Raw genomic sequence first — 15,657 nt, 5'->3', positions numbered from 1 at the left:
CCCGAACTGGGGTTGCATTAACTTCTTGCTTTGGTATCGACATTCACTGACACTGACATACCTGGACGTAACTGCGCAAGGTTAGGCTGGCTTTGGTCTAAATCAATTCTAACAGGAACGCGCTGGGCAATTTTGATATAGTTACCCGTCGCAGGATTGGCCGCGCCGGCACTAAATTCGCTGCCCGTTGCAGGCGAGATATTACTGACATGACCACTAAATTTGGCACCGCCAAGGGCATCGACATGAATGGTAGCGGGCTCACCGATACGCATATTGGCTACTTGCGTTTCTTTAAAGTTAGCAATAATCCATACGCCTTTTGGTACGATATACATCAGCTGCGTACCTGCGCTCACGTATTGTCCCTCTTTGACACTGATTTGACTCAGCTGCCCAGATTCTGGTGCCTTAATAACGGTATTGTCTAAATTAATCTGAGCTTGCTTAGCACCGGCTTCTGCACTCTTAATATTGGCATCTAAAGATGAGCGGCTACCGCTGGTCTTCTCGCTTGCCTCACGAGCCACTTGTAAATTCGCTTCTGCTTGTTGCACGTTGGCCTGCGCTTTTGCAAGTTGCGCTTTGATATGCGCCACTTCTGCCTTTGAGACCGCGCCGATAGCGTCTAAACCTTGATAGCGTTTGACATCCTCACGCGCACTGTCGACGCTGACTTTAGCACTATATAAGTCCGCCTCGCGTGCTTCGATTTGCGCTTGGCTGGTTCCTGTATCCTGCGCATTACTAGCGCGATTGGTCACAGCGATTTCAATGTTTGCCTGCGCTTGCTCAAGCTGCTGCCTAAAAGTACGATCGTCTATTTTGATTAATAAATCACCTTCTTTAACATTGGCAAAATCCTCAACCGCCACCTCAGTCACGTAGCCAGATACTTGCGGACTGATAATGGTGGTTTGGCCTTTAATAAAGGCATTATTGGTCTGCTGGACCGTCGGAGTAAAAGGCGGCAGCTTCCAAGCGTACAAAATTAAGGCCACGCCAATCACAATCAAGGCGATTAGTATGCCTAAATTTAAATAAGATTTCTTCTTTGGCGACCAGCCGTCGCTGCTAGGAATCGGCTCCTTTGGCGGCATGGACGACTCATCACTGTCAGTAAGATTATCATTAACAGTACTCTCGTCATTAACAATACTCTCATCGTTTACGAGCCTGTCGTTAGCTGATTTATCTATATTGACCACAGCACTTGGATGATTTGTTGCATCAGGAGCATGATTGTCGTTGGTTAGCGCGTCAGAGGCAGGCTTAGGGTTTTGGTTAAGCTCATCAGATTTTTCTTGACTCATGCCGCGCTCCTAAAGTTTGAATAGTTATCATAAGTTTTTTGCATTAATTAATATGTTAAGTGGCATTTTTAAATGAAGAAAATGCTTTAATTATTCGGGCTATTTTGCTTCGCGCATTTTTGCAATCGCTGCCAATTCTTTAGCCAATGGATTACGTTTATGGTAGCGATGATACAAGTAATTTAGTAATAAAATCAGCGTTGTGATGGAGGCGATAGTTGCCATAAGAAAAAATAAATCAGCATAGGCGGCGACAGTCGCTTGGCGCTGAATGCCTTGCAATACTTGTCCCATCGCTGCGACATTTGCTTGATTGGCATCCGTGATTTGGGTAGATAACATACGACCTGCGCCTGCAACTTGTGCCATTAAGGCCGGATCGCCCAAATTAAGCGAGCTGACCATATCAGCGTAGTGTATCTGTGTACGTATGGTGGTAAACGCTTGAATCGCTGCCGCGCCTGCAAGTCCGCCAATGGTCTGCGAGATGCTAAAAATAACCGAAAAACTAATAATGTAAGCGGGGCCGTTAGCGATAGCGCGAAACATCCCTTCAAAAACCATGGGACCCATAAAATAGACGGCAGCAAAGGCAATCATAAATTGACTGACATAAAACATATAAGGGGCAGAATTTAGCGAAATATCTGTATCTAGCCAGGCGCCAACCGCAATCAGGGCGACAGCGAAAATGACTGGACGGCGTAAATCCATCGCATTGGTCCTAAAAATACTGATGACCAAGGCCAGAACGCTGGCGGCAAGTATCACCGCATAAAAGGTAATCAACTGATCATTTCCGTAGCCCAAATTGGCCAGTAAGCCAGCTGCACCGACATTTTGCTCGGATAATAAAATACGCATCACCGCGCCGGTTATCGTAAAAGCGATGATATTGCGGCTACGCATCCAGCGCACTTGTAACATTGGGTTTTTACGGTGCGTTTCAATCCATAAGGCGATGCTAATTGTCACCACCGCGATGATGAGCGGATAGCTCAGCCAAGGCGTCGTCCACCACTGGATACGCCCTTGTACCAAAAAGACTGCCAACGCTGCAAGTCCGCTGGCAAAAAACGCAAAGCTTAAAAAATCCAGTTTTTCGAATACTTTTTCGGTATTGCCAGGTGGTAGCTCTAAGATATTAATCAGGGCAAAGCAAATCAGGGTTAAGCCCAATTCAAACAAAAATAGCGTTTCAAGCTGGCCGTCGACCGCAAGATATGGCGAGATAATCCTTGAGAGAGGAATGCCAAATTGTACTAAGCCAAACCCCAAAATCAGACCGCTAATGCGTTTGGCGGTTGGCATACCTTGCAGGCAATAAAAAATAGCCAATACCGTCATGGCACTAGCAACCATACCACTTAAGCCGCGGGCGATGATTTCTAGATAATAAGGCTCAATGATAATAGCGCTGGTGTCTAAGAGATGGCTACTGACTAACCATTGTAAACTGGTGGCCGCCAACAGTGAGAACAGGGTGATTTTGCTAAAGAGCGCCATACCAAATTGCTGACGGATTTTGTATAGCAGCACGGTGATACAAGCATTGGTCATATTATAGGCGACCGATATCCAGCCACCTTCGACTGGCGTCAAGCCCATTTCACCTTGGATTTGGGTCAGATTTGCCACCAATAAACCATTTTGAAAGCTGGCGGTGATGCCAATAAAAATACCAATCAATAGATAAAATACTTTGCGGCGCGTAGGATGGTCGGGTGTGGCGGGAGAACCCACCATAAAGGGTTGTTCGTGCGGTTTGAATTGGTATTCATTGCTCATTGTCTATCGCCACCTGCTAAAAGTAGAAAGATAAAGTGACATCGTAGGATTCCTAGACGAGCAAAAATTGGACGAGCTATTATCCGAGCTATTATCAAATTGAGCCATAAGTGCTTCATTTAGTAGCTATAAAAAATAAAAAACAGTCAAAGGACTGTTTGCATTATTTTATCATGATTTCAATTTGAGACTATTTAATGATTGTACTTTTTTAGTTTAAAAAGGTGAGAGCGTCATAGTTATTTTTATGCTTAAAGATATAAATAATTCCACTTTTATTTAGAGTTTTTGCTCGAAGGTCTTCTTAGCTAAACTTATTTATGTGATTTAACAAATGTCGATTTTTTATAAATATGGCGCTTGACTGAGCTAGGCTCTGGGTACAAACTATGATGCTGATATATCCTCTTTTTTAGAGGCATAATAACAGTATTATAAGAAATATAAGGTCGTATTCAATGGTCGTTACAAGGAAAGTAAAATGGATTTTGCCCACATTATTCCGTCGAAAGCTCCGAGTGCGTGGCTCGATATGGACGCGCTCGATCATAATATAACACTGATCAACCAAAAAACTAAGTCTGTTCAACTACGCTTGGCGACCAAATCTATTCGCTCTATCGATGTTCTGCACTACATTAAAGACAAATCTCCTAACTTTATCGGGCTGATGTCTTATGCGGCCGACGAATCAGTGTATCTGTTAGAAAATGGCTTTGATAATATTCTCTGCGCTTATCCAACTTTAGATGCGAAAAGTGTCGCCGCAACTTTTGACTTTACCAAACAGGGCGCAACCATGATTTGGATGATCGATCGCCCAGAGCATGTGGATGTGCTTAATGAAGTTGCCAAAGCGCACGATGTCATTATTGATGTTTGTCTCGATATCAATATGTCGATGCCGCTGCCCAAGCTGTATTTCGGTACCAAGCGTTCGGCATTAATGAGCATCAAAGACGTAAAAAAGCTACTACAGCATATCAAAAAATATCCCAATATTAAGATCAGTGCGGCAATGGGCTATGAGGCACAAATTGCGGGTTTGCCCGAGCATTTACCGGGTAAAACTGTGTTGTCGCCTGCAATTCGTTTACTAAAAAGCCGCTCACAAAAACAAGTGAGTAAGCACCGCCGCTCAATTGTTGCCTATCTGGATAAACAAGGTTATACGCTTAAGCTCGTCAATGGGGGTGGCAGTGGCAGTATGGATTTCACCTCAAGCCAGCCTGAGGTTAGCGAAATAACGGTCGGTTCTGCCTATTATAAACCGGCGTATTTTGATTATATGGATAGCATGCATGAGTTTCAGCCTGCCGCGGGCTTTGTGCTGCCTGTGACGCGTCAACCAGAAAAAGGCGTGATTACCTGTCATAGTGGCGGCTTTATTGCCTCGGGTGCGACAGGGGCCGATAAAGCACCGGTCATTCATTATCCCAAACATTTATCCCTATTAAACGATGAAGGTTTTGGTGAAGTACAAACGCCGATGGCAATTGGCAAAACGGGCAATGATGATGAGATGCCGCGTCTTAATATTGGCGATATGGTTTGGTGCCGCCATGCAAAAGCAGGCGAGCTGTGTGAACATTTTAATGAACTCATTTGTTATCGACAATCTGGTCAGCCTACAGGGCCAGCAAACAAAGTAAAAAAACAGCAAACCATGATAACTTACCGAGGAGAGGGCAAATGTTTTCATTAAGGCAGTGGCAAGGAAGCAATGATTGGCAAAATTGGGTAGGGTACGAGCGTGCTGCCCCTGAGCAAAAACTCACGCCTTCATCGGTTGCAGAACTACAAGAGATTGTGAAAAATGCACGGGCAAATAAAAAGCGCGTTAGAGTCACCGGCGCGGCGCATTCTTTTAGTGGCTGCGCGAAACCTGAAGAAATTGCCGTCAGTTTACATAATATGCGCGGTCTTATCTCAGTCGATAAAGAGGCGAAGCTTGCCACTTTACATGCTGGTACTTACTTATATGAAATTGGCGCAGCGCTCAAAGAGCATGGTTTGGCGTTAGAAAACATGGGTGATGTGCAAGCGCAAACCATTGCTGGTGCTGCCAGTACCGCAACTCATGGCACAGGGATTACTTTAGGCTCGATTGCCAATCAAGTGGTAACCTGGGAATGGGTCGATGGTAAAGGCGAGCTGCACACCCATCATCGCGGCGACCCGAAAACTGACGAGTTGGGTAATGCCTTACATGCTAGCCTTGGTATGCTTGGTATTTTTACCAAATTGACGCTTAAGGTGGTTGACCTCTACGGACTTAAAGAGTCCAACGAAGTCTTAGATTTTGAAGAAGGGTTGGCACGTTTTCATGAAACCGCGCACAGCCATCGTCATCTAGAATGGTTTTTGTTTCCCGGCACCAATAAGATTCAGCAAAAGACGCTGTCAGTCATAGCACCCAAAGCGATGACGGGCACGCAGAAACTCAAAGATCATTTTGACAGCGTAGTCACTTTAAATGGTGCTTTTTATGTACTGTGTGAGCTGGCTCGTATGAAACCGTCGCTGACCAAAAAGGTCAGTGAAATATCAGCAAGCTCTATTCCTAATACCAAGCGTGAAGGTTACAGCTACGAGGTGTTTCCGACACCGCGCGGCGTCAAATTTAATGAATCTGAGTATTTTATCAAGTTATCTGACTTTGATGAATGTATCTCAGAGGTCAATCATATTTTATTAAACGACAATAAAGGCTCGCACTTTCCTATTGAGGTGCGCACGCATAAAGGCGAGACGGGCATGCTCAGTCCTACGCAGGGAGAGGATTGCGCGGTATTATCGTTCCACGTTTATAAAGGTATGGACTGTGAGCCATTGTTTAAATGGCTGTACGAGTATATGAAAAAATGGCAGGGTCGCCCGCACTGGGGTAAAGTGAATAAATTGAGCCGTATAGAGCTGCAAAGCTTATATCCTAAGCTCAATCGCTTTTTGGAGATACGCCGCGAGTATGATCCTGATAATGTCTTTATGAATAGCTGGCTTGAGCAAAAGTTTTGCCTTTAAAGCCCTTATTAACTTAGCCATAAAAAAACAGCTCATAAAGAGCTGTTTTTTCATATTAAACCATTGAAATGTCTTACTTAGCGCTTAATAGAGTCATCATAGTTGGCTTCCAAACGCATGGCGCGTTGGTAGCTATCAATGCTCGTCAGTTGCAAAGCATACTGTTTGATATGGGTGTAGTCTTCTAACGCGCCGCGCTTAGCGAGCATGATTAAATCAAACGACAGCATAAAGTCAGCGCCACTTAGCTTGTTACCGACAATAAATGATTTGCCTTTGACCTCATTATCTAAATAGCTCAGGAGTTTGTGCTTTTCTTGAGCGATATAACCGGTCAAAAACGCATTATCGCCAACGCCTGCTTTAGTGGTAAACAGTTCAAGCAATAACGGCAACATCAGCGAGCTTTCGGCAAAGTGAATCCACTGCAAGTAATGACCATAATCAGTGCTGTCGGTCGCAGGGCGTAATTGCTCTGGCGCAAAACGCTCAATCAATAGCTCAGTAATCGCCCCAGATTCGGCGTAAAGCTCGCCATCCATCTCAATAACCGGAGATTTACCGAGTGGATGAATTGCTTTTAGGCTATCAGGTGCTAGATGCGTGTTGGCATCGCGCTGATGGCTAATGATTTCATAAGGTTGCCCCAATTCTTCTAGTAGCCATAGCGTACGTAGTGAGCGTGATTGATTAAGATGATGTAAGCGAATCATGATGTCAGCCTTGTTGCGGTATTTTATATTAAGCGTTCAGTTTAGCCAGTAAGCGTTTGGCAGCTTCTTCTGATGAGGCTGGGTTTTGGCCGGTAATCAATAGACCGTCTTCGACGACATACGATTCCCAATCTGCGCCTTTTTGATAGTCACCGCCATTGGATTTTAAAACGTCTTCCAATAAGAAAGGTACGACGTCAGTGAGCTGTACGCCTTCTTCTTCGGTATTAGTAAAACCAGTAACTTTTTTACCTTTGACTAAATACTCACCATCGATTTTGACGTTTTTCAGCGCTGCAGGAGCGTGACAAACAAAAGCAACCGGCTTGTCTTGCTTAACAAAGCTTTCGATTAACTCGATGGAGTTTTTATCGACTGCCAAATCCCACAATGGACCATGACCGCCTGGATAAAAGACAGAATCGAAGTCTTCGGCTTTTACGTCGGCAAGCTTTTTGGTATTGGCAAGACGCTCTTGAGCATCTTTGTCGTCTTTAAAGCGTTTGGTGTCCTTGGTTTGCGCATCTTCCGTATCGCTACTCGGATCGAGTGGTGGTTGACCGCCAGCAGGAGAGGCTAAGGTAATATTGACGCCAGCATCTAAAAAAGCATAGTAAGGGGCGGCAAATTCTTCGAGCCAAAAGCCGGTCTTTTTGCCAGTATCACCTAATTTATCGTGTGAGGTTAGTACCATTAAAATATTCATAACTGTCCTTATTTATTATTGATATTGGTATTGATGCTTGTTGGTATCCATCGTTAAGTATTGCTGAGAGATTCTATTGCTCTTAGAATTGCACTATTTAAAATAACCACTACTGAACGTCGGCAACTTTAACCACGGTTTTACCGAAGTTCTTACCCTCTAACATGTCAAAGAAAGCTTGCGGCGCTTGTGCTAAGCCATCGACGATATGCTCTTTGGTTTTAACTTTACCCGACTCAACCCATTCACCCATGGTTTTTAAGAACTCTGGGAAATAATCGCCGTACTCTTCAAAGATAATAAAACCTTTGATAGTCAGGCGTTGGCTCAGGATAAGACCCATCAACATACCGAGACGGTCTTTGCCATCAGGAAGGTCGGTCGCATTATATTGTGACACCAAGCCGCACACTGGGATACGCGCATGAGCATTCAGTAATGGCAATACGCCATCGAGTACTTTACCGCCAACGTTTTCGTAATAGATGTCGATACCATCTGGGCAAGCGTTTTTCAGCTGTTCGGCAAAGTCGTCGGCTTTATGGTCGATACAAATATCAAAACCTAATTCTTCAACTGCATAGGCGCATTTTTCCGCTCCGCCTGCCACACCAACGGTACGCAAGCCTAAATGCTTGCCGACTTGTCCGACCGTTGCGCCCACAGGACCAGTTGCTGCTGCGACGACTAAGGTTTCGCCTTGTTTTGGTTTACCGATATCGGTTAAACCCATGTAGCCGGTAAAGCCTGGCATACCAAGGACACCTAAACCATACGAAGGGTTGGACATATTCTTATCAAGCTTGACCACGCCTTCGCCATCACTGACGCTATAATCCTGCCAGCCTGAATTTGATACCACCAAATCACCAACGGCAAATTTATCGATATTAGATTCGACCACTTGGGCGACCGTGCCACCTATCATCACATCGCCGACTTCTAGTGGGTCAGCATAGCTTTTTGACGCGCTCATACGTCCGCGCATATACGGGTCAAGTGACATATAAACCGTGCGTAGTAGCATTTGCTTGTCGTTAGGCGTTGGGATGTCGCTGATGGTCAGCTCAAAGTTATCTTTAGTAGGAGCGCCATTCGGGCGGCTAGCAAGTTTGATTTGACGATTTTGTTGTTGGTTTTGTTGTTCATTAAAGCTCATGTTAAAGCTCCTTATTCTAGTTATTATTCTAGTTATTGGTTGTAGTTATTGGTTGTAGTTATTGGTTTTTTAAAGTTTTAAAATTCTTAAAGTCAGTAGCCATACTAAGGTGGATGGCTACCGATTGTTGTGGATAAGAAAGTTACGATGATAAGGCTTTAAATGATTAGGCTTTGCTCGTCACGGCGCGTTCTAAGATGCGGCGTGATACGTCTAAATCATTTTCACCATGTTCGCCCAATTTCACCATTTTGTGTGCTTCAAGTTGCTTAATAATAAGGTCAATCGCCGACTTATCTAACTCAGCATCTTCTAAGCTCACTGGCAAGCCAAGCTCGCGGAAGAAGTTCTCAGTATGCACAATAGCAGTTTCGATGATGGTATCGTCGTCTAAATCTGTATCTGTAATGTTCCAAACGTTACGCGCATATTGGAGCAATTTGTCTTTTTTACTGTCTTTAAGCTCACGCATGACTGACGGCAGTACAATCGTGAGCGTGCGAGCATGGTCAATCGCGTGTAGAGAAGTCAATTCATGACCAATCATATGCGTCGTCCAATCTTGTGGCACGCCCGTACCAATCAGACCATTTAATGCCATGGTTGCTGTCCACATGATGTTTTTACGCGTTTCTAAATTCTCTGGGTCGGCCTTGACCGCTTTACCTTCTTCGATAAGAATTTTTAATAAACTCTCAGAAAAGGCATCTTGCACTTTGGCATTAATAGGATAGGTAAGGTACTGCTCCATGACGTGAACAAAGGCGTCAGCGACACCGTTCATCACTTGGCGCACAGGTAATGTCAAGGTTTTGGTAGGGTCCAAAATTGAGAATTTAGGAAAGGTAAGCGGGTTACCAAAGGGTAGTTTTGCTTGACGTTCGCTATAGTTAATTACGCCGCCAGAGTTCATCTCAGAACCGGTCGCTGGAATGGTCAATACTGCGCCTAAATCAATCGCTGAGTCGATGTTTTTGCAATAGCTGGTCAATGCGTCCCACGCTTTTTCACGAGAAACCGTACCATCTGTGCTACCTTCTTCAGTTAATGAAGACACAAGGGCGACAAATTTACTGCCATCAATGACTGAACCGCCACCAACGGCCAATAAGAAATCAATATTATGCTCATTAACCATGTCAGCGGCTTTTAGCAGCGTGGTAAACTCTGGATTGGCTTCAATACCGCCAAACTCAAATACTTCACGGTTGCCGTTAGCACCTAGCGCATTTTTTACTTCATCTAAGGTGCCAGTACGCTGCGCTGAACCACCGCCATAAGTGATTAATACACGTGCATCGGTTGGCACCAGTTCTGACAATTTTTTGATTTGACCTTCGCCAAAGACGATACGAACGGGATTGTAATATTGAAAGTTATTCATAAAATTCCTAGTTGTTAATGAGAAGCTGTAAGGTGAGTTTTAAGAAGTGTGTAGGTTGTGAGCGCAAAAATTAGATCGTAGTAACTTTTGCTGTTTGAGCGTATTTTACATCAATTAGACCGGTCGTCTAGTAATTTATTATTAATTTTACAAAACTATCGTATAACCGAAAATCGTCATTGATTAGCTAGCGGTCTAAATAGTTGCTCATGGAAATCCTGAATAATATTTAGCGACCAAGTTGCGAGGTGGTCATCAGCCAAACTTCTGCCAATGGTGTATCGGTTTGACTGATTTTAGCGATTAAGCTGGCACCTAACCACGCAAAGTACCAACGCTTAGCCATACTTTCAGCGGCGATATTATCAGGGTGAGGAATTGAACGATCTGCCCAGCCGGCTTTTATTTGCTCAGCAATCCAATTAACAGTTTGCTGATAACCTGAATACAAGGCTTTACGCATGGTTTCTGAGATATCAGCCACTTCAGCGCTGAGCTTAACTACCAAGCATTTTTCATGGTCGCAGCCGTTTTGCTGGGTGTCATACCAGTTCTGAAAATAGTTATAAATCTTTTGTTGCGCGCTAATATCTTCAGCTGCAATCGACTCTAAGCGCCTTTTATAGTTAGCAAAATAATGCTCGATGATGGCTTCACCAAAAGCTTCTTTTGAAGCAAAGTAATGATAAAACGAGCCTTTAGGTACACCGGCAGTATCGAGTATTTGTTTGATACCGACAGCGGTAAAACCTTTTTGGGCAATAAGCTTATAACCTATCGCTAACAGAAGCGCCTTCGTATCGGATGGAATAGGGGTGGTAATATCAGACATGAAGAGGATGTTCTCCTTAGGGTATTATTTGGTTATGTAATCGAATGGAAATCAGTTAAATAGAAACCAGGGTTGAGAGCACTACTTTGATAATAGTTTTAAGCGTTACGTTTTCTCAACAATACATAATGATAAATTATTCTTGTTTTTGTGCTTACTATGGTAGCATTAGACCAGTCGTCTAGCAAGTTACGTTTGGTGAGAAGGCTTTTATTTATTAACGCAACTTATAAATGAATTCTTTTATCAATGAAACCTTTTATCAACGTTGAGCAGCAAGTTTTTTGCACAATAGTTGTGCCGACTGTTTATAAAGTGATACAACCTAGGGTTTTATACGTCAATCTCAACTTATCGTAGGCTTTTGATTTTTATAGAATTTAAAATTCTAATTGTTTTAACTGAAATTTTAAAAAGTAAGTAAACCAATACCTTAGAAAAATAAGTTGAGAGTGGGGTGTTTTATATAAGTTTCTATCTAGAAAATACTTTTAATTGAATGGCTCTTAAAAACAAACTTAAAATAAATAAGGATAATTATGTCAACCGATACTAAGCATACTCAACAAAGCGCGTATAACGATTTTCATTTGCAATATATCGCCGGTACTTGGCAAAAAGGTCAAGACGATAGCGTCAATACCGATACCAATCCTTTTAATGGCGAAACCTTGGTAGAGATTCAGCAAGCAACCGATAAACAGCTCGATGAAGCTTTTCAGGCGGCAACCAAAGCACAGGCAGAATGGGCGAAGCAAACGCCAGCCCAGCGTGCAGCGGTATTATATAAAGTTGTCAATATTTTTGATGAGCGTCAAGAAGAAATCGTTGAGTGGTTAATTAAAGAGTCGGGCAGTACCCGTATTAAAGCCATGGTCGAGTTTGGTAGTGCGCGTGCGATTACGCTTGAAGCGGCTACTTTTCCTAACCGCGTGCATGGCGAGATTCGCCCTTCTAATACGCCGGGTAAAGAGAACTTTATTTATCGTGAGCCGATGGGCGTGATTGCTGTGATTAGCCCATGGAACTTTCCTCTACATTTAACCCAGCGTTCTATTGCGCCTGCGTTAGCCTTGGGTAATGCCGTGGTGCTCAAACCTGCCAGTGATACGCCGATTACTGGCGGTCTACTATTGGCAAAAATATTTGAAGAAGCGGGTCTGCCAAAAGGGCTGCTGAGCGTGGTCGTTGGCGCAGGTAGCGAGATTGGCGATGCGATTGTTACTCACGATATTCCAAGCTTGGTGTCATTTACTGGTTCAACGGCGGTTGGCAAACATATCGGCGAGCTTGCTAACAGCGGCGATTATATAAAGCAAGTGGCGCTTGAGCTTGGTGGTAATAGCCCATTTGTGGTGCTAAAAGATGCCGACATCGAACAAGCGGTAAAAGCAGCAGCCTTTGGTAAATTCCTGCACCAAGGACAAATCTGTATTGCGATTAATCGCATCATTGTCGAAGATGAGATTTATGATGATTTCGTTGAGCGTTTCCTCGCTCACGTAAAAACCCTAAATGTCGGTGATCCTAGCAAAGAAGACACCGCAGTTGGCCCTATCATCAATAAAAAACAAGTCGAATCGCTACAAGAAAAAATCGCCAAAGCGCAGAAAGAGGGCGCTAAGATGCTATTAAGTGGTGAGATTAAAGGTCAGGTGGTGCCGCCGCATATCTTTAGTGAAGTGACGCGTGAGATGGACTTATCCTGTAATGAAGTTTTTGGCCCTGTGGTTGGTATCATTCGTGCCAAGGATGAAGATGATGCGCTGTCGATTGCCAATGACTCTATGTATGGTCTATCGAGTGCGGTCTTTACCCAAGATATGGAAAAAGGTCTGCGTTTTGCGCGCGGTATCAAAGCGGGCATGACCCATATCAACGATATCTCGGTCAATGATGAAAGTAATGCGCCGTTCGGTGGCGAGAAAAACTCTGGTATTGGACGCTTTAATGGTGAGTGGATACTAGAAGAATTTACCGCTTTGCATTGGATTTCAGTACAGCATAAACCACGTGAGTATCCGTTCTAATCAACGTATTTTGGTTAGACGTATTTAATTAAACGTACTGCTATGAAAAAAGACCGCCTTGATGGTGGTCTTTTTTCTTACTAATAATGTCGTGACTCTAAAAGTTGATTATTCTAATGTTGCTTAGTATGAAAACCCAATAACGCTTCGATTTCCTCGATAGACATACGGCGGGTCAGTGCTTGCTCTTCTACCGTCAAGCGATTGGCGTGCTCTTTAATCATGGTATGGATACTGCGCGCGACCTCTGATGTCGTGGCATAATACATTTGTGGTTGTTGTTCGGTCAGTAGGGTTAAAAAACGATTAACAATTTTGCGTTTTTCAATTGGCGCATGTGCTTCTGTCATGACATTCTCCTCAAGGTGGACCATTTATGTAGTCAAATTAGCCGTGGTCACTATTGATGATGGTAATAATGAAAGCAAATATCAAGGTGCTGGCTACTTTAGCGCTTAGTTCGTAGCGCGTCGCTTTTAGAATTTACATTTATACTGCCGTAAATTCGCCGATATCAGTCATTTGCGATAAGTTATTTAATAGCCGTGGTTTAGCATAAATGATAGAATATAGATTAATATAATATAAGTTATCTAGTGTAGCGCGTTATATGAGTCAAAGGTGTATATAATAGGTGCGTTAATCTACTGTAGCAGTTATATAGTTTCAGTTGTATTATGTATAACATTCATTTAAAATATATCTTTAAGACATACCTTCTAACTTTGACTATAAGAAGTCTGTTATGCAATCAATTAATTTACCTACCAAACCGCCAAGCTCGCCGCATCCTATTCTTAACCTGAGCTTTCGGATATTTTTTAGTGCCGCGGCTTTGTTTGCCATTATCACAATGACTCTATGGGCGTTTGTGTTTACCGGACACACGGATATCGATGCGCAAACGTTAAATCCGCTGTATTGGCATGGTCATGAAATGATTTATGGCTATGCGCTGGCAGTCGTGGCGGGTTTCTTATTGACCGCAGTGAAAACCTGGACGGGCGTGATGATGCCACATGGTTATAAGCTGCTCGGTATCTTTATGTGTTGGTTGCTGGCACGCTTGGGCTGGATAGCTTTCGGCCTCGGTATCACGGTTGCTGGTAGTGGGGTAGCCTTACTATATGCCGCGGCGATATTTGATTTATTGTTTGTCGGCTGGATGGCATTTGTGATTTCTCGGGCAGTGCTACAAGTGAAGCAATATAAGCAGATGGGTATTTTAGCCAAGCTTACGCTTCTAACACTCGGTAATGCGCTATGCTATTGGGGCATTATAAGCGCCAATATGAATTTGACCAAGTTAGGTATCTATTTAGGCTTTTACCTGATTATCGGCCTAGTGTTGACCATTGGTCGCCGTGTGGTGCCGTTCTTTATCGAGCGTGGTTTAAGTATTCCAAACGCTAAAGGTGAAAAAGAAGAAGTCACAGTACGTAATAATAAAGCACAAGATATCGCAAGTTTACTGTTTTTCTTTGTTTTTTTCCTCGTTGATTTATTTTACCCCAATAAATACTTGCTGACCATCAGTGCCCTTGGGGTCGCAGTGGTCAACATCGTGCGCTTGGCCGGCTGGTATCATCGCGGCATTTGGCAAAAACCGCTTCTATGGTCGTTATATATCGCATTTTTAGGGATGTGTCTGAGTTTTGTGTTATACGCACTACAGCCATGGCTTGGTTACAGCCACAGTATCGCCGTCCATGGATTATCCATCTCTGGCGTTGGTATGATGACAGTGGCAATGATGGCGCGGGTATCGCTCGGTCATACAGGTCGCAGTATCCATCAACCGCCCAAAATCGTCAATCTCATGTTTGCACTGATGGTTCTGGCGTTTGTCAGTCGAGTATTTTTACCATTAGTCGATATGAGCCATTACTTGTTATGGATTATGACGGCGCAAGGTGCTTGGATTGCTTGTTTTGCACTATTTTGCATCAGTTATTTACCGATGCTGGCACGCCAACGGCCAGATGGCTTATTTGGTTAATAAGGTTTTTACGTGATCAACGTTATTTGACAACGTCAAGTTAATATTCATCTCAAACAGGGGAGCGCAAAAAATGCGACTGACCAACTATAGTGATTATGCGCTGCGCTCATTAATATATTTGGCGATTAAGCCTGAGCCGCATCTATTGGCAAACATCAGTGATATTGCCAACAGCTACAATATTTCTAAAAGTCATTTGACCAAGATTATCCACCAACTGGGGCAGCTTGGTTATATCGACAGCGTACGCGGTAAAAATGGCGGTATTCGCTTGGCTTGTCGGCCAAAGGATATCAATTTGGGCGTATTGATTAAGCAAATTGAGCCAGATTTTAATTTGGTTGAATGTTTTTCGACTGATTTATTAGTAACTGCCAAACCCGATGCTAATACTAATAGCACGGCGAATAGTCCGGTTATTAGTGAAGACAGCGGGGTCGCTAAAGATTTGGCTTTGACGCTTATCGACGAAGAGGCCAGTGCGGTGGTCAAATCAGGCTGTATCATTAGCCCTGTCTGTCAGTTAAAGCAGGTATTTTTTGAAGCGCTGACTGCTTTTATCAACGTCCTTGAGCGCTATACACTGGCGGATATTATCAGTAATGAGTCAGAATTGGCTGAGCTATTGTTTTATAGAAATAACCTCAATAGACCCCACTCTCAACTTCGAAAGTGATTGAAAAAAGAAGAGCACCTCACTAATCTA

13 protein-coding genes are annotated in these 15,657 nt (G+C 43.5%); 5 read left to right on the top strand and 8 right to left on the bottom strand.

Annotated features, from left to right (window positions below):
* Positions 1 to 17: 17 nt before the first annotated feature.
* Both JFC07_RS03610 and JFC07_RS03605 read right to left on the bottom strand, forming a co-directional pair.
* Complete coding sequence (locus JFC07_RS03610; RefSeq protein ID WP_198328141.1) at positions 18 to 1,313, bottom strand: HlyD family secretion protein; 1,296 nt, start codon at positions 1,311 to 1,313, stop codon at positions 18 to 20.
* 99 nt (positions 1,314 to 1,412) lie between these two features.
* Complete coding sequence (locus tag JFC07_RS03605) at positions 1,413 to 3,101, bottom strand: MFS transporter (protein ID WP_191691596.1); 1,689 nt, start codon at positions 3,099 to 3,101, stop codon at positions 1,413 to 1,415.
* A 481-nt stretch (positions 3,102 to 3,582) separates the two neighbouring features.
* Here JFC07_RS03605 and JFC07_RS03600 point away from each other — a divergent pair, with 481 nt between their 5' ends.
* Both JFC07_RS03600 and JFC07_RS03595 read left to right on the top strand, forming a co-directional pair.
* The gene (locus JFC07_RS03600) at positions 3,583 to 4,806 is read left to right on the top strand and encodes an alanine racemase (RefSeq protein ID WP_198328140.1); all 1,224 of its coding nucleotides are present in this window, start codon (positions 3,583 to 3,585) and stop codon (positions 4,804 to 4,806) included.
* Complete coding sequence (locus tag JFC07_RS03595) at positions 4,794 to 6,125, top strand: D-arabinono-1,4-lactone oxidase (RefSeq protein ID WP_191691600.1); 1,332 nt, start codon at positions 4,794 to 4,796, stop codon at positions 6,123 to 6,125. The genes JFC07_RS03600 and JFC07_RS03595 overlap by 13 nt, the downstream gene beginning before the upstream one ends.
* 77 nt (positions 6,126 to 6,202) lie before the next feature.
* Here JFC07_RS03595 and JFC07_RS03590 read toward each other — a convergent pair whose 3' ends face one another.
* The 5 genes from JFC07_RS03590 to JFC07_RS03570 form a co-directional block, all read right to left on the bottom strand.
* Positions 6,203 to 6,838, bottom strand: a complete 636-nt coding sequence (locus JFC07_RS03590) for a glutathione S-transferase family protein (RefSeq protein ID WP_198328139.1) — start codon at positions 6,836 to 6,838, stop codon at positions 6,203 to 6,205.
* A gap of 28 nt (positions 6,839 to 6,866) precedes the next feature.
* A complete protein-coding gene (locus JFC07_RS03585) occupies positions 6,867 to 7,544 on the bottom strand; it encodes a type 1 glutamine amidotransferase domain-containing protein (protein WP_198328138.1) in 678 nt (225 codons plus the stop codon).
* Positions 7,545 to 7,653: 109 nt separating this feature from the next.
* The gene (locus tag JFC07_RS03580) at positions 7,654 to 8,703 is read right to left on the bottom strand and encodes an NADPH-dependent curcumin/dihydrocurcumin reductase (protein WP_198328137.1); all 1,050 of its coding nucleotides are present in this window, start codon (positions 8,701 to 8,703) and stop codon (positions 7,654 to 7,656) included.
* 166 nt (positions 8,704 to 8,869) lie between these two features.
* Complete coding sequence (locus tag JFC07_RS03575; protein ID WP_198328136.1) at positions 8,870 to 10,087, bottom strand: iron-containing alcohol dehydrogenase; 1,218 nt, start codon at positions 10,085 to 10,087, stop codon at positions 8,870 to 8,872.
* Positions 10,088 to 10,316: 229 nt separating this feature from the next.
* On the bottom strand, positions 10,317 to 10,919 hold the full coding sequence (locus JFC07_RS03570; RefSeq protein ID WP_198328135.1) for a TetR/AcrR family transcriptional regulator: 603 nt from the start codon (positions 10,917 to 10,919) through the stop codon (positions 10,317 to 10,319).
* A gap of 539 nt (positions 10,920 to 11,458) precedes the next feature.
* On the opposite strand from JFC07_RS03570, the gene JFC07_RS03565 reads away from it, so the two are divergent.
* Positions 11,459 to 12,949: an aldehyde dehydrogenase family protein gene (locus JFC07_RS03565; protein WP_198328134.1), complete on the top strand. Its 1,491-nt coding sequence runs from the start codon at positions 11,459 to 11,461 to the stop codon at positions 12,947 to 12,949.
* Between the two features lie 113 nt (positions 12,950 to 13,062).
* On the opposite strand, the gene JFC07_RS03560 is transcribed toward JFC07_RS03565, so the two are convergent.
* Positions 13,063 to 13,299, bottom strand: coding sequence for a hypothetical protein (locus tag JFC07_RS03560; protein ID WP_144296297.1), 237 nt, complete (start codon positions 13,297 to 13,299; stop codon positions 13,063 to 13,065).
* A 395-nt stretch (positions 13,300 to 13,694) separates the two neighbouring features.
* On the opposite strand from JFC07_RS03560, the gene JFC07_RS03555 reads away from it, so the two are divergent.
* Both JFC07_RS03555 and JFC07_RS03550 read left to right on the top strand, forming a co-directional pair.
* Positions 13,695 to 14,948 carry an NnrS family protein gene (locus JFC07_RS03555; RefSeq protein WP_198328133.1) on the top strand — a complete coding sequence of 418 codons (1,254 nt, stop codon included), beginning with the start codon at positions 13,695 to 13,697 and terminating at the stop codon, positions 14,946 to 14,948.
* Between the two features lie 73 nt (positions 14,949 to 15,021).
* Complete coding sequence (locus tag JFC07_RS03550) at positions 15,022 to 15,627, top strand: Rrf2 family transcriptional regulator (protein ID WP_198328132.1); 606 nt, start codon at positions 15,022 to 15,024, stop codon at positions 15,625 to 15,627.
* Positions 15,628 to 15,657: the final 30 nt, after the last annotated feature.

This window comes from Psychrobacter faecalis (assembly GCF_016107575.1).
Classification (GTDB): domain Bacteria; phylum Pseudomonadota; class Gammaproteobacteria; order Pseudomonadales; family Moraxellaceae; genus Psychrobacter; species Psychrobacter faecalis.
Note: the sequence above shows the minus strand (reverse complement) of the source record. Positions and strands in the feature narration are given on the sequence as shown.

What these genes read in the sequence shown, in the direction of transcription:
- JFC07_RS03565 (WP_198328134.1), top strand. Translation starts at nt 11,459, where the DNA reads ATGTCAACCGATACTAAGCATACTCAACAAAGCGCGTATAACGATTTT.
- JFC07_RS03600 (WP_198328140.1), top strand. Translation starts at nt 3,583, where the DNA reads ATGGATTTTGCCCACATTATTCCGTCGAAAGCTCCGAGTGCGTGGCTC.
- JFC07_RS03585 (WP_198328138.1), bottom strand. Translation starts at nt 7,544, where the DNA reads ATGAATATTTTAATGGTACTAACCTCACACGATAAATTAGGTGATACT.
- JFC07_RS03570 (WP_198328135.1), bottom strand. Translation starts at nt 10,919, where the DNA reads ATGTCTGATATTACCACCCCTATTCCATCCGATACGAAGGCGCTTCTG.
- JFC07_RS03575 (WP_198328136.1), bottom strand. Translation starts at nt 10,087, where the DNA reads ATGAATAACTTTCAATATTACAATCCCGTTCGTATCGTCTTTGGCGAA.
- JFC07_RS03595 (WP_191691600.1), top strand. Translation starts at nt 4,794, where the DNA reads ATGTTTTCATTAAGGCAGTGGCAAGGAAGCAATGATTGGCAAAATTGG.
- JFC07_RS03555 (WP_198328133.1), top strand. Translation starts at nt 13,695, where the DNA reads ATGCAATCAATTAATTTACCTACCAAACCGCCAAGCTCGCCGCATCCT.
- JFC07_RS03560 (WP_144296297.1), bottom strand. Translation starts at nt 13,299, where the DNA reads ATGACAGAAGCACATGCGCCAATTGAAAAACGCAAAATTGTTAATCGT.
- JFC07_RS03580 (WP_198328137.1), bottom strand. Translation starts at nt 8,703, where the DNA reads ATGAGCTTTAATGAACAACAAAACCAACAACAAAATCGTCAAATCAAA.
- JFC07_RS03590 (WP_198328139.1), bottom strand. Translation starts at nt 6,838, where the DNA reads ATGATTCGCTTACATCATCTTAATCAATCACGCTCACTACGTACGCTA.
- JFC07_RS03550 (WP_198328132.1), top strand. Translation starts at nt 15,022, where the DNA reads ATGCGACTGACCAACTATAGTGATTATGCGCTGCGCTCATTAATATAT.
- JFC07_RS03605 (WP_191691596.1), bottom strand. Translation starts at nt 3,101, where the DNA reads ATGAGCAATGAATACCAATTCAAACCGCACGAACAACCCTTTATGGTG.
- JFC07_RS03610 (WP_198328141.1), bottom strand. Translation starts at nt 1,313, where the DNA reads ATGAGTCAAGAAAAATCTGATGAGCTTAACCAAAACCCTAAGCCTGCC.